Below are 14,215 nucleotides of genomic sequence, written 5' to 3'. Positions count from 1 at the left end.
TATGCCTGAAGAGTCTGCACTTTATGTCACTGAATTTAAACTCCGTGCCAATGTTAAAGAAATACCAGCGATACGTGAACGCTTCATCGATTTTCTGCTTTCATTAGGCTTGGATGACAGCGAGAAAGACGGCTGGAAACTTGCCTTTACTGAACTTGTTAATAATGCCATCGAGCACGGCTGCAAAGACACTCCTGATGCCGACATTTACATTCGCTGGTGGTCGGTAAAGGATTCGGTTTGGCTATTAGCTCAGGATAGCGGCCAAGGCCCTGCCGACGCTGTGGCGCGCAATCCAACGCTTCCAGAGGACCCTTTGTCTGAAGGCGGACGCGGTTTATATATTGTTCATGAATTTGCTGATCAATTTGATCATTGGCGATGTGCACGAGGGTATATTGCGCAGGTCGGTAAATTTTATAAACGATTGAATAGCGTATTGCCGCTCAACCCTGAAATGGATGCGATATTGGATGAACTCTCTGATTGTTATGAGAGTCTGTCTTTATTTGACCGGATGGCTGCAAACCTCTTACAAGATGAACGTATCGATCGGTTTGTGCAATCTGGACTGAACATGTTTATGGATGCCCGCGATTACTCGGCAATACATCTAGAGCTATATCAACCTGAGAAAAATCAAATTTATCACTGGCTTGGCACGATAAAGTCTTATGGGGTATTTGGACATGTCGCCGATGAAGATGCAGAGATACTGCAGAAAAACGACTCGATCAATTGGTCCACCAGGCGTAACAACTGTCCCTTTAGCGAGGGCGCCATATATCCGGTGGGTTGCTGCGTTCCGTTATATGTCGGCGATCAGATTGTTGGATTGATTGCAGTGGGCTGTGAAGACGAGGACCATGTTATCGTGTCTAATGATATTCGTAATTTGCGTGCTTTGGCCGACATTATTGGCGTCTCAATTAGTCGCGAATTACTCGACTTGGAAAAGGATGCGCGCAAGCGCTTAGCTACGGAGATGCATATTGCGACTGAATTACAGCAGAAGTTACTGCCCACAAGAAAAGTCATACCAGAGATACCAGGCTATGAATTGTTTTTTAGTAGTCTCAGTGCACTGGAGGTCGCAGGGGATTTTGTGGAAGTTCGCCAAAATCGATCTGGTGAATATCTGGGTTGTGTGATCGATGTGATGGGCAAGGGAGTTTCCGCTGCCATTCTGGCTGGAATCTTTCGTAGTCAATTTATCGCCTATTCCTATAGAGGCGGCAACTTGGCCACCTTTATTGAGGGGGTGAATCAAGCACTTGAGAGTCAATTAGAGGGCGCGACTATGTTTATCACCACTTTTGTTTTTAAACTCAACCCTGAGTCCAATAGCATCACCTATACTGCCGCAGGTCATCCCCCTGCCCTGCTCTTTAGTGCAGACGGATCCATGCGCGAACTGATTTCGACTGGTCCTCCCATCGGCCTATTTCCAGAAGTAGAATACGCCCAACATCAAATTGAGCTTTCTCCGCAGGATCGACTGGTTGTGGTTACCGACGGATTATATGAATGGACGCAGGGCAAGGACATCTTTGGCTGGGAAGCGATGGTGCAGTGGTTTTCTTCAAATAATCACTTGGATGCCGAAACACTCTGGACTAAACTGCAAAGTAAAATGCTTGGTGCGCGTAAACTGCAGGCGATTGAGCAAGAGGATGACGAAACACTTCTCATTTTAACACGTAAATAGTATGAAAAAAGTTCTAGTAGTCGATGACGACATTGTGATGTTCCGTCTCTTTCAGGTTCAGGTAAAGCGTGCCGGTTGCGAGGGCTTTTTCTTTCGCGACGGTAAATCAGCGCTGGAGCAATTGGAGAAAGTAAAACCAGACCTCGCTGTCTTGGATTATAATCTTCCGGACCTCGATGGTGCAGAGCTTTATCAGCGTATCCGCGAAACGCCGGGGCTTGAGAGTATCCCTATCGTGTTTGTCACTGGATCGGTGCAGGATGATGATTTGAAGGCCATCGAATCGCTGGGAGCCAATGCGGTGCTCTCCAAGCCATTCAGTCCTAGAATACTTCAAAATCTAATCAAGCAGTTGCTGAACATTGGATGAAAAAGACGCTTCACCTCTTCATTTTTGCGGATGCACTGGGCTGGGAACTGGTGCAGCACTATGGCATTCTGAAAAAGGTGACGCCCTATCAAAAAAAATGTGAAACCTTGTTTGGATACTCGGCAACCTGCGACCCGACGATTCTAACGGGCACCTCGCCACGTGAGCACGGTCACTTTTCCTTCTTTGTCAAATGCGATCCCGAACGCTCACCTTTCAAGCAGATGCGTTGGTTTAGATGGATTCCTGAACGGATTGGTGGTTATCATAAAATTAGAAATCGGCTAAGCCGATACTTTGCCAAATCGCAGGGGTATACTGGCTACTTTCAGCTCTACAGTGTCCCCTTTCGTTTTTTGCCATGGCTCGATTATACTGAAAAAAAAGACATCTATGAACCGGGTGGTATTATCGGTGGGCAGCCTTCGATTTTTGAGACATGGAAGGCTTCTGGCAAAAATTGGAATCGATCAGATTGGCGCTGTGGGGATGCCGCGAATTATGCAGAGATTGAACACTTAATTCAGGACGGAAAGCTGGAGCTGGCGTATTTATTCACGGCCGGGCTGGATGCCACGATGCACCGCTATGGCCCATGGTCGAATGAAGCTAAAACGGCATTTCTTGAATTTGAACGTAAGGTGGAAGCGCTAGAAGCGATGGCTTCACAGCATTATGATGAAGTCAGAATCGCCATTTTTAGTGATCATGGAATGACAGAAGTCACTCAAAATTCCGACCTGCGCCGCCGCTGCGAGGCTCTACCGCTAAGTTATGGAATCGATTATACTGCGGTTTGGGATTCAACCATGGCGCGCTTCTGGTTCAACTCCGGAAAGGCTCGCGAGCAAATTACCCAATTGCTGAATGAAGCGACTGAAGGTTCCATAGTGACGGAAGAACAGCTACAGAACTGGCGTTGTGATTTCCCCGATCAACGTTATGGCGAATTGTTTTATCTACTCAATCCTGGTGTGCTCTTTGTACCCTCATTTCTGAATATGAGCCATGTTCCCGGAATGCATGGATACTCGCCAGAAGATAAAGATAGCGCAGCCTCCTGGTTGACAAATTTCGAAACCGATCAACCCGTGAATCGGCTAGAGGATATTTTTGCGGTGATGGAAGCCGCTTCTAAAGACTAATGCCCAAGACGCCCCCTCATTATATTGTCGGCCATCGAAAGCCGGATACTGATTCAGTTGTCGCAGCTGCTGTATTGGCCTGGTTCTATCGCGCCACCTCTGCTGCATCAGAAGCGATTATCCCCATTCGTCTGGGCCCTCTGAATCGTCAAACTCGCTGGCTCTTTGAGCAAGCAAAACGCACAGCTCCCGTGCTGAGAGATAGTTGCCTTTATACCGCATCGGAAATTGCGCAGCCAGTCCCGGTCGTCGATCCGGACACCCCCTTGCGTGAAGCCTTGGAGATGATACAGCGCAGCGGCTCATGTGATTTTGCTGTGGTCGTAGATGAGGCCCAGCACCCCATCGGTATCGTGAGTGATCGTACACAACGCACGAATTACTTACTGCAATGCAACATTGAGGATTTGATTGGTACTTTATTAGACTTTAAGCATATCATTCAAGGCCTTCCGCTCACTTGCTTGAACGCCAGAAACGGCTTTAAGACACCTGAAGTGCAGCGTTTGGAAGTCCCTTTGCACAAGCATAGTATTACCGGAAACTGGGACCAACATACGGCCATCGTTATCGGTGACCGTGATTTATTGTTAGACTCGATTTCGGCGAATGTGCCTGCGGCTGTTATTCTGACAGAGGTTACGGATACGCGAGCACAAGAAATTGCGGCATCCTTACCCTGCCCGGTTTATCTCTATCGTGGCACTGTAATCAGTATGATGTCGCGACTCGCTGGCTGCTTTCCGTCATCAGAGGCGATGGTTAAAGACTTCACAGTGGTCGATTGTCAGGTGCGCGAAGATGAGATCGCACGTTTGATCAAAAAATCTCCTCACGGTTTGTTGGTCGTCGACTCTGATAATTGTGTTAATGGAAGTATCTCGGCGATGGATATCTTACAACTCAAACGCCCTAGACTCAGCTTAGTCGACCACAGTGAACGAGGACAGGCGATCCACGGATTTGCGCAGGCTGAAATCGTAGAAATCATCGACCATCATCGCCTGGGCGATGTGGAGACGATCCAACCGCTGAGCATCGATGTACGCCCGCTCGGATCCACGGCTTCAATTCTATATGAACGAATTAAGGAAGCTGAGTTAACATTGCCCAAAGAGATAGCACTTCTGCTACTGGGCGCCCTACTCTCGGATACACTGCTACTGACCTCCCCCACCTGTACAGAGTCCGATAAGCTGCGTGCTCAGAATCTGGCTGCAATCGCTGATGTGGACCTGCATGCCTTTGGTGTCGAAGTTTTACGTCAGAATGATGAACTGGCAGATGCCCGGGCAGAAGCGTTAGTGAGTCGTGACTGTAAACCCTTTAGTTTTGAAGGCGTTCAGTTTATGGCAGCTCAAATTGAAACAGTGGATTTGTCGATTTTAACGGATTTACGGGCTCGGGAACTGAACTATGCCTTTAGGCAACAAGTCAAACAGGCCGGTGTCGACTTTGGTGCATTGATGGTCACCGATGTGCTACACAGCCGAAGTCGTATCATCATTGTCAGTGAAGAAGCACACTGGTTCGATGTCCATCTGCCCGAGGACATTCGCCAAAGTCAGCGAGCGTGGGTCCTCGACCATTTTGTCTCGCGTAAGAAGCAACTTATTCCTCTTCTTTTAACCAATATACGACAAGCGCAATAGCACCTCGTTATGCCTTTACAGTCTGCCAATCGCATCTTGCATGTTCCCCGCCGCTTTAGTCAGGACGAATGGGGGGGCACAGAAGCCGTCATCACGAATCTTTGCGCCGCACAATTAGCGATGGGGATGCGTCCAGAGATCCATACTTCACTGGCCTTATCCACAGTCGAGCACGAGAGTTTCAGAGGCTTCCCGATTTCTCGCTATAAATATTGCTATCCCTTCCTGGGCTTAAGCGATGAGGAGAAGCATCAGCTCGATAAAAAAGGAGGGAATTTGCTTTCGTGGTCACTCTATCGAGCCATGCGTCAGGCTCAGGATGTGCGTATTTTCCATGCGCATGTAACGAAGCGTACTGGTGCCTCAGTGCTCAAAGCCGCCAAGTTGGCCAGACGCCCCTGCGTGGTCACACTACATGGTAATATGTTTGATGTGCCCAAAGCAGAGGCCGAGGACGTGGTGGCTTCGCAACAAGGGCATTTCGAATGGGGGCGCCTTTTCGGAGCTTACTTTGGCAGCCGCAGAATGTTGGAGGAAGTGGATGCGATACTTTGCGTTGGTTACTCTGAATACGAAAAAGCTAAGGAAGTCCTCGGCAGCGATCGTGTGCATTTTTTGCCCAATGGAGTCCATCCGGAGCGCTTCGTGGCTGCTGAATCAGAGCGCATCAAGGCGCGCACGGAGCTTGGGTTTGCCTCCGATACTTTTCTATACGGCTGTATTTCCCGTCTGGATCCACAGAAGAATCAATTGCTTCTGATCGAGGCATTTAGTCAAGTGGCACAAATGAATCCCAAAGCGGGTCTTTTAATTTGCGGGCCCATGACTAATGCGGATTATGCGGCAAAACTACAAGCGGCCTGCCAAGCATCGGGTGTCGGAGATCGCATTCGGATTCTACCGCCGGTCACTCCCGATACTGAGGAACACCGCGGGCGCTTTGCTGCCCTGGATTGCTTTGTTTTGCCTTCCCGCCATGAACCATTCGGCATCGTAGTCCTGGAGGCCTGGGCCTCCGGAAAGCCTGTGATTGCAGCCAATGTGGGGGGCTTGGCACGTCTAGTGAGTCATGAGAGAACCGGATTAAAGATAGAAAGTGGGCAAGTTTCCGATTTGATCCAAGCCATGTCTCGTATTGCCGAAGAGCCGGAACTGTGCAGAAATTTAGTCGATGCAGCGCACCTGGAAGTGCAGCATCATTACACTTGGCCTCAAATCGCGCAACAACTGGAAGCTATCTATCAACAAGTCGAAGCTAAATACATATGAATCAGATCCCAGATAGCATCTCGCTCGTCATGCGTTCATACAATGAAGCATGGGCCATCGCGGACACATTAAAAGCGATTTTTGCACAGGACTACGCTGGTAGCATCGAACTGATTGTTTTGGACAGTGGCTCGACTGATGGTTCGCATGAGATTATTCGACAGTACCAACCACAGGAATTCATTATTGCTGAACCAGGCACATATGTTCCTGGTAAAGTGCTGAATCAAGGCTTTCGACTCGCCAGTCACGAATGGGTGGTCTTTCTCAATTCGGACGCCACACCAGCCAACGATCAATGGCTAAAGGAGTTACTACAGGCCGCAGTGGATACACCCAAGTTGGGTGCGGCATTTAGTCGGCAAATCCCGCGGAAAGATTGTGAGGCAGTGTTCGCCCACGACTATGATCGCTGCTTCGGTCCAGCTCGTGAGTCAGATCAGTGGGATCACTTTTTCAGTATGGTCAGTTGCGTGGCACAGAAGTCGGTCTGGGAGCAGTACCCGATTCGAGAAGACCTTCAGTATGCTGAAGACGATGAATGGACTCGTCGGATGAAAGCGGCAGGTTACGCAACGGTCTTGGCGAGTGAATCTATCGCGATTCACTCGCATAACTACACACCAGAGCAATCCTATAAGCGCGCAAAGGGAGATGCAATTGCTGTGGCACAAGCGGGTAATATACCGGATGTAAATCGGCGTTGGCATCGCGATGTCTTACTGCCCGCAATCAAAGATACCTTGAAAGATTTTAAATATTTTCGGGCACACGGTACTTTGAGTGAATTACCCCATGCGTTCCGTGTGCGTTATCAACAAAGACTTGGCCGTATGCACGGCTATAACCAAGGCTGCCGTAAATGAATATTCTAGTTATCTCCAACCTCTATCCCCCACATGGCATTGGCGGCTATGAAGAACGCTGCATGCAAACCGTCCACGCGCTGCGCAAGCGTGGGCATACTATCAATGTGCTCACATCTGATCATGTTGTTGACGGGCGAGCCACTGGCGATGAGCCAGGCATCTACCGTCGCTTACAGGTACATGGCTTTTACGGGCATCCTTGGTTGCCCATACACCAGCTTTATAAATTGGAACAGGCCAATCAGATTACCATGCAATCTTTAATCGACGAATTGAAGCCGGATTTGGTGCATGTATGGAATATGGGAGGTATCAGTAAATCTTTATTACATACACTCGAACAAAGTCCGCGCCCACTGGTTTACGATATTTCCGATCACTGGATCGCGCGTAGCTTGAAAGCGGATGTTTGGCTCTCATGGTGGAATGATCCTGGTTCGATCATGCGCACCACGCTTCGTGGCCTTGCTAGCATCACAGGTATGCGACGATCCATTAACGCCAAGGTCCCAACAAATTCGGTGCGGCAATTAAAATTTAAGCATATCTATTTTTGTAGTCAGTACATGCGCGACACCACGGTAAAACAAGGCTACCCCGTAGCACACGCTAAGATTGCTTACTGTGGCGTCGAAACGGAGCGTTTTACCCGCAAACTAGAATACAATACACCGCGTAAATTTCTATGGGTGGGGCGTTTAGCTGAAGACAAAGACCCGATGACTGCTCTTAAAGGCTTTCTAAGAGCCAGACAAAGTTGCGATACCCCGATTACACTTGATATCTATGGTCGCGGAGAAGCTGAATATGTGGACCAGTTAAAGGCTGAAATTTCCAAGTCACAGGCGGATGCGTACGTACAATTAAAATCGGCGACTCATGACGAGATGCGTCATCTCTATGCCCAATACGATGGCTATATCTTTTCCAGTAACTGGGGTGAACCCTTTGCTTTAACTCCACTCGAGGCGATGTCCGCCGGGGTACCTGTGATTATGTGCCCCGACGGAGGTGATGCAGAACTGCTACATGATGGCGACAATGCAATCAAGTTTTCGGCAGCATCGCCCAGTTCGCTCGCAGGTGCGATCATGCGATTACTTCAGCTGCCCGATCACGGGCAAAAAATGAGTCGCATCGCACGTCAACTGGTTGAAGAACGTTTCACGGTTGAAGTCATGACCGATACTATCGAAGGCATTTTGCTGCGTGCCGCTGGGGCAAGGCATGGTTGATATTATTAAGGCCATCATTCTTTTTGGCGGCTACTTTGTCATCGCCCCAATCGGAGGGCTGATACTTTCGAAGGATCGGCGTATGGAGGATTTTGCCATGGGGCTGCTCATGTTCCTGCTGGGCCTGCACATTAATACCACAGTTCTGATGCTCAATTCCATTGAATGGTATCGGGGGGTGACCAAAGGCTACGAATTCACTATGATGGAGATGCTGTCGATTAGTCTCATTTTTTCGACCCTCTTCAATTCCAAACGCCATTTCATTTGGTTGCCAATGGGCACCCTACTGTGGTTCCTATACGTAGCAGCCAGCAGTCTGTCCATTTTTAGCGCGTTGGAAGTGAACTATGTTCTGATGAGTATTCTTAAGCATGTTAAAGTTTGGCTGATCGTATATGCGCTGGCCAACTATGTGCGTTCACGCCGCGAAGTACATGTAGTGCTAATAGGCATCGCAATCATGCTGATCTATCAATTCATTATCGTGGCTAAGATGAAATGGATCGATGGCTTCTATCAGGTGCGTGGGCTTTTTGAGCATCAGAATCCACTGGCGATGTTTACCTATATGGCGGCCCTCCCCTTGTTGGCAGTCGCGATGTCTCCAGCGGTTTCCAAATGGCGCGGTTTGGTTTATTTTAGCGCATTTGCCTGCTCAGGTATTATCGTTTTGGCATCCTTATCCCGTGCCGCGTTAGCCTTCTTTGCGATGGGCACACTCGCGGTAATCGCCCTGGGCTTCTGGGACCGTATATCCATACGTCGCTTGCTGATTGTCGGCGTAATGGCCATGGGAGGGACATTCGTCTTAGCGATGACCGCTGAAACCATTATTGCCCGTTTTAACGACGAAGGCAACGAAGCCAGTGGTGAGACACGTGAAGTAATGAACCTCGCTTCACAAGCAATGCTGGATCACAAACCACTTGGTGTGGGCTGGAATAACTTTGGTAAAGCAATCAATCATCCCTATCCATATGGTGATGTTATCGATGATTGGAACCGCGACCGTGGACAAAGAGTAGATTACGATTATGCCAAGGGAGTCGTCGAAAGCCACTACTGGTTATTAAAAGCAGAAACCGGCTGGCCCGGCTATCTGACTTTTATGCTATTTATCTGCATCGTTACTGGCCGTACCTTACCACTAATTATCTTTCGTCGAGGCAGTCTCGAGGCTGCCATAGCGGCAGGTATTCTAATTGGATTTGGCATTACATATGTGCATAGCGGGTTGGAGCGTGTTCTGACGCAAACTAAGAACTTAGCGCTGTGGATGACCTATATCGGCTTGCTTGGTGCACTGCTACGTTTACCTCCAGTAGACGCTTCTGATAAACTTCAGTCTACGCAAGAGAATGAAAGCTAAACTTATTCTAGTTGCCGGCCCCTCCAGTTCAGGCAAATCTACCTTAGCGCAGGCTCTCTATAAATCACTGGGAGCTCAGCGAGCAAGCCTACTCTCACTCGATCATTACTACCATGATCTCCGGCATTTGAGTCCCGAAGCTCGTGCCCTACGTAATTTTGATGAACCCTCAGCCTGGGAATCCGAACGTATGATCACAGATATGCAACGACTGGTGAGTGGGGCTGGCATTGAAATGCCACAATATGATTTTAGTACCCACCTGCGCGTCGATACGACTGAGCTCATTCAGCCTACTCCTTACATTATTGCCGAAGGTATCTTCGCACTCTGTTATCCCCGACTCAATGCCATCGCCAACCTCAGAATCTTTGTGGATATCGACGATACGACTGCACTGCAACGCCGACTGGAACGTGACATTCGCGAACGTGGGCGCAGTGTGAAGTGTATCACACGACAATTTAATCGCACTGTCCGTCCAGCCAATCAACGACACATACGTCCCAGCGCAAACAATGCGCAAATAGTACTCGATGGCTGTCAGCCCATTTCAACACAATTGCAAACAATCGCCGCCAGTCATTGGGATACCTCAAACGTATGAATTGATATCCAGGCTTAAATAGGCAGACGCACTTCCACCTCAGAACCATGACCAAGCTCGGACTTAATTTTCAGCGAGCCTTCAGCTTTTTTGATTAAGTGCATTACCAGTGATAAACCAAAGCCATACCCATGCTCTCCCGAGGTTCCGGTTTCTGAATCAACCTGGCCTGACAGAATTGCCTCTATTTTGGCAGCCGACATTCCAGTGCCCGTATCCAAAACCCGAATCAGCAAAGTATTGGAAGCACTCGCCTCATCGCTGACGTCGACAGACACAGAAATGCGAACCAGACCGTCAACCGGCGTGAACTTGATCGAATTAGAAATCAAATTCCCAGTAATTTGTAATAAGCGATTCTTCGAGAAGAATATCGACGAATTCTCTTGGCCAACTTCAAATTCCAGGCGCACTTGCTTTACCTTTGCCTGCGGTAGATACAGTTCCTGCAGCTTTTGTGTAAACGTATCGCAACTAAATTCGTTCTCCCCGGGCTCGGCACGGCGATCTTCCTGATGCAAAATGGAATCGGCTAATTCAAGTAATGATTGTCCACCTTTCTGAATGACGTCCAGCAACTCAATGACTTCGCTAACCCGCGCATTCTTAACCTCGTCCTTCATCATTTCTGCCAATCCAATGATACCGCTGATAGGGTTACGAATGTCATGACTGACCTTTAACTTTGAACTGTGTAATTCATCGATTCTATCCTCTAATGATTTGATCGTTTTTAGCGCTTCCAAACGGCGAATGACCTGATTCGCGACCATAACTAATAACTCTTGATTCTCAGGGGATATATCTTTCGATTCCTTATCCATTACACACAGCGCGCCTAGATGTACGCCACTGCCCGTAGTGAGCGGGACTCCATAATAGTAATGCATTTTAGGGCCATCAACGACATAAGGTCGTTGACTGAAGCGCGCATCCTCTTTGAGGTCTTTTACTTCGAGCGGCTTGCCATCCATGATTACATATTGGCAGATGGACTCTTCCCTCGGCATCTGTTGAATATCAATTCCGCAGTTGGCGACCGACCACTGAGTATAACTATCAATCAAATTCACCAGCGACATTTCTGTTCCTGCGATACGTGCGGCTAGCTTAGTTAAATCCTCTAATTGAATCTGGAGATTACTATAGTCGAGATCGAGCTCAGTGAGTTCAATTAAGCGTTCAAATTCATTAGTAGGCTGCATGCGCCAGATTAGCACAGGCTATTTTAAGAGTCAAGATACATGCAATCGAAGTGAATATTGCAAATATTCTGAACATTGAAGGGCCCTGCTGCGTCATCGAGCCATTAACTCACGGCCTCTGCGCCGGGGCCAACCGGACTTCGGATCATAATCTGGATTGGTCTTTGGAAGCGCCGCCATGACTTGTGCAAGTCGTTCATTCAATTGAGCGTTTAAATCTGCTGCGATTTCTGGCAATTGCATTACTAGATTATCCGTCTCTTCCAAATCTGTTTTTAAGTTAAATAACTCAAGGCTACCGTCTTCCCAATTTTTAATTAACTTATATTGTCCCACAATCAGCGCAGATTGTGGCCTTTGCTGCGGTCCTTGCCCGTAATGAGGGTAATGAAATAGTAAGGCTGCCTGGGTGCGTTTAAATGCCAGCCTATCTAGTTTGAGTAGTGGCACGAGGCTACTCCCCGCCCGATCATCCAGGCTTACTTGAGCCCACTCACAAAAGGTAGGGAACAGGTCGCAACCGCTGACGGGTTCAGTGCAAAAAGTTCCTTTAATTACATCCGGTCCACGTACGATTAACGGCACTCGGATGCCACCTTCATAGAGGCTACCTTTTCCACCTGAAAGTGGCCGATTGAAAGACTGGCGTGGATTACTGGGTGCACCGTTATCAGACATCAGCACAATATAGGTATTATCAATCAAATCCAGCTGAGCAATTCTTTTGAGTAGTCGGCCTACACTCATATCCAAGTCCCATGTCATCGCGGCGTAATCCACCCCGTCATGTCTGGATCCTGACGGCATTTGTGCAAATTGAGTCTTAGACCCTTCTAGTGCTTCAATCGGAGTATGAACGGCGTAATGCGATAGCTGAACATAGAATGGTTTCTGCTCCTGCACCTGCTCTTCGATGAATGCGATGGCACGCTGTGTGATGCCAAAAATATCCTTAGGATTGCTTTCACTCTGTGTGCCAGCCCCCTCGTTGTTGGTATTGCCATCATGCACGTCAAACCCATGCCCACCTGGGGCGCTGGACCCTAGATGCCATTTTCCAAAATGAGCGGTCGCATAACCCACTTCTTGCAATGCCTCTGCAACGGTAGTTTCAGAACTGGGCAGATCACGTATAAAATTTGCAGAGAGCAGCTTATGATAGTCCATCGCACGACCACCACCAGGTGTTGTCATGCGCAATTCCGCGGGTGTCTTACCTGTTAATAGTGCAGCACGGCTTGGAGTGCACATCGGGCCGGGGGCATACGCGGCTGAAAATACCATGCCTTGTGCCGCAAGTCTTTCGATGTTGGGAGTTAAATAAAAATCACTTTTAGAATCCGCAACCGTGGGATCTAGTTGCACTGAGGTCCCTGTCCAAGACATATCATCGGTCAGAATGAAAATAATATTCGGTTGTGCCCATGCAGTATTTAGCAGAGCGAAAAGTAAGCAAAATATTCTCATTCGAATGACAACTTAACGATGCTTGGATGCTCGCTGGGTGCTCGCTTCGAGCTAGCGCCAGTCTGTGCCGTGTCTAACGGTGAATCCTGAGTAAATATTTGGACTTCACCACCACGTACGCAACGCACCAAATTTTCGATACGAATCACATCGCCCTGAGGCCCACGACCTTGGGGATAATCGCTTGCCTTGCCGACTTTTGGATCGCTGCGTTGAGAGCCCGCGCCATGGACATCCAGTAGTTTTATTCCACCACTGCGCCGGTCCCTCATAAAACCGAGTGCACGCCCGAAGGCAAAATAAACAGCCGTCGCAGAACTGCGGGCTCCAGCATGGGTGCTGCTAGTCCAATAATGAGCGAAATCAGTCTCACCGCCTTCGTTGATAATTGGGGTGGCTTCAAAGATGGGATCGATCGCTGCCGAATGCGTGGTATCTGGCGAACGAGTATAATCAATAATACTTTGCAGTTCCTTGGCGTTCGGCAAGCGCCAGTCGGAGTGCCCCGCAAATTCCAAATTTTCAGCATACTCAAGTGCACTGGGCCAATTCATGCCGACTTTACTATCCGACTGCATCCACGTCAATCCTGTGGCTTCATCGGTAATGGTGCCATCACCATTATCAATAAATCGATTTATACCATAATCGTGATTTCCACGTACATAGAGTACAAAAAAGGTTTTATCTCCACGACCACGTGGGTCCTGCAGGCCATAGCCTTTGATGCGTCCATCTGCAAAGTTGACACCGAATAGCGTTTCTGCCCCGCGCATGGTCGTGCTGACATACTTTGTGGACGATGCAAATTGTGAATCAATAATGCGCTCATCATTTTCTGCCTTCCCATAGTTAAACTTGAAAACACTCTCATCGATAAAAGGCCGCAAGCCGAGTTCGGATTGACTCCTGGGGTCCGGGTCGATGCCATTGAGCTGAATGAGTGAATATAGTTCCTTGATGGTAGGCAAACGCCAGTCGTCATAACCTCCAACTCTGCAAGTTTCTGCATTACGTAGGGCGTCCTTATAACTCATTTTCTCACCAGGATCTTGCGTCCACATCAGCCCAGTAACGCGATCGCTGACCGTACCATCTCCGTTGTCTTGGTAACTGGGCTCTTGATTCTGATACTGTGCATCTTGACCGTAGAACGCTGCGCCTAACTGTGGTAATTCTATTTCAGATGCGGTGTCATAGGCTTGATTTTGGGCCGTATCGACGATAGGATAAGTCAGCGCACAAAATGCGTTAGTAATCATTAATAAGCTACAAAGTCCTATGAAGATGGATGGGTGCATGTTATTTATTGTTTA

At 48.4% G+C, this 14,215-nt stretch carries 12 protein-coding genes; 9 read left to right on the top strand and 3 right to left on the bottom strand.

From position 1 onward, the window contains the following. Position 1 precedes the first annotated feature (1 nt). The 9 genes from QEH59_RS05235 to udk are packed head-to-tail and all read left to right on the top strand — an operon-like array spanning position 2 to position 10,227. On the top strand, positions 2–1,708 hold the full coding sequence (locus QEH59_RS05235; RefSeq protein ID WP_308984305.1) for a SpoIIE family protein phosphatase: 1,707 nt from the start codon (positions 2–4) through the stop codon (positions 1,706–1,708). Between the two features lies 1 nt (position 1,709). Next, positions 1,710–2,078: a response regulator gene (locus QEH59_RS05230; RefSeq protein ID WP_308984304.1), complete on the top strand. Its 369-nt coding sequence runs from the start codon at positions 1,710–1,712 to the stop codon at positions 2,076–2,078. Next, the gene (locus tag QEH59_RS05225) at positions 2,075–3,223 is read left to right on the top strand and encodes an alkaline phosphatase family protein (RefSeq protein WP_308984303.1); all 1,149 of its coding nucleotides are present in this window, start codon (positions 2,075–2,077) and stop codon (positions 3,221–3,223) included. Before QEH59_RS05230 ends, QEH59_RS05225 begins: the two co-directional genes overlap by 4 nt. Next, positions 3,223–4,875, top strand: a complete 1,653-nt coding sequence (locus QEH59_RS05220) for a DHH family phosphoesterase (protein ID WP_308984302.1) — start codon at positions 3,223–3,225, stop codon at positions 4,873–4,875. The genes QEH59_RS05225 and QEH59_RS05220 overlap by 1 nt, the downstream gene beginning before the upstream one ends. 9 nt (positions 4,876–4,884) lie before the next feature. Beyond that, positions 4,885–6,144 (top strand): glycosyltransferase family 4 protein, encoded by a 1,260-nt coding sequence (locus tag QEH59_RS05215; protein WP_308984301.1) that lies wholly within the window; start codon positions 4,885–4,887, stop codon positions 6,142–6,144. After that, positions 6,141–7,010, top strand: coding sequence for a glycosyltransferase family 2 protein (locus QEH59_RS05210; RefSeq protein WP_308984300.1), 870 nt, complete (start codon positions 6,141–6,143; stop codon positions 7,008–7,010). Before QEH59_RS05215 ends, QEH59_RS05210 begins: the two co-directional genes overlap by 4 nt. After that, positions 7,007–8,248 carry a glycosyltransferase family 4 protein gene (locus QEH59_RS05205; protein ID WP_308984299.1) on the top strand — a complete coding sequence of 414 codons (1,242 nt, stop codon included), beginning with the start codon at positions 7,007–7,009 and terminating at the stop codon, positions 8,246–8,248. The genes QEH59_RS05210 and QEH59_RS05205 overlap by 4 nt, the downstream gene beginning before the upstream one ends. After that, positions 8,241–9,620 (top strand): O-antigen ligase family protein, encoded by a 1,380-nt coding sequence (locus tag QEH59_RS05200; protein ID WP_308984298.1) that lies wholly within the window; start codon positions 8,241–8,243, stop codon positions 9,618–9,620. The genes QEH59_RS05205 and QEH59_RS05200 overlap by 8 nt, the downstream gene beginning before the upstream one ends. Next, entirely contained in the window at positions 9,610–10,227 is a 618-nt protein-coding gene (udk, locus tag QEH59_RS05195; protein ID WP_308984297.1) for a uridine kinase, read from the top strand. Before QEH59_RS05200 ends, udk begins: the two co-directional genes overlap by 11 nt. A 14-nt stretch (positions 10,228–10,241) precedes the next feature. On the opposite strand, the gene QEH59_RS05190 is transcribed toward udk, so the two are convergent. The 3 genes from QEH59_RS05190 to QEH59_RS05180 form a co-directional block, all read right to left on the bottom strand. After that, positions 10,242–11,432 carry a GAF domain-containing sensor histidine kinase gene (locus QEH59_RS05190; protein WP_308984296.1) on the bottom strand — a complete coding sequence of 397 codons (1,191 nt, stop codon included), beginning with the start codon at positions 11,430–11,432 and terminating at the stop codon, positions 10,242–10,244. Positions 11,433–11,525: 93 nt separating this feature from the next. Next, positions 11,526–12,899, bottom strand: coding sequence for a sulfatase (locus QEH59_RS05185; protein ID WP_308984295.1), 1,374 nt, complete (start codon positions 12,897–12,899; stop codon positions 11,526–11,528). Beyond that, entirely contained in the window at positions 12,896–14,161 is a 1,266-nt protein-coding gene (locus QEH59_RS05180; protein WP_308984294.1) for an Lcl C-terminal domain-containing protein, read from the bottom strand. The genes QEH59_RS05185 and QEH59_RS05180 overlap by 4 nt, the downstream gene beginning before the upstream one ends. Between the last annotated feature and the right edge of the window lie 54 nt (positions 14,162–14,215).

The sequence above is a fragment of the Thalassobacterium sedimentorum genome, from assembly GCF_031127905.1.
Classification (GTDB): Bacteria; Verrucomicrobiota; Verrucomicrobiia; order Opitutales; family Coraliomargaritaceae; genus Thalassobacterium; species Thalassobacterium sedimentorum.
This window is presented reverse-complemented; position numbering and strand designations above follow the sequence as displayed.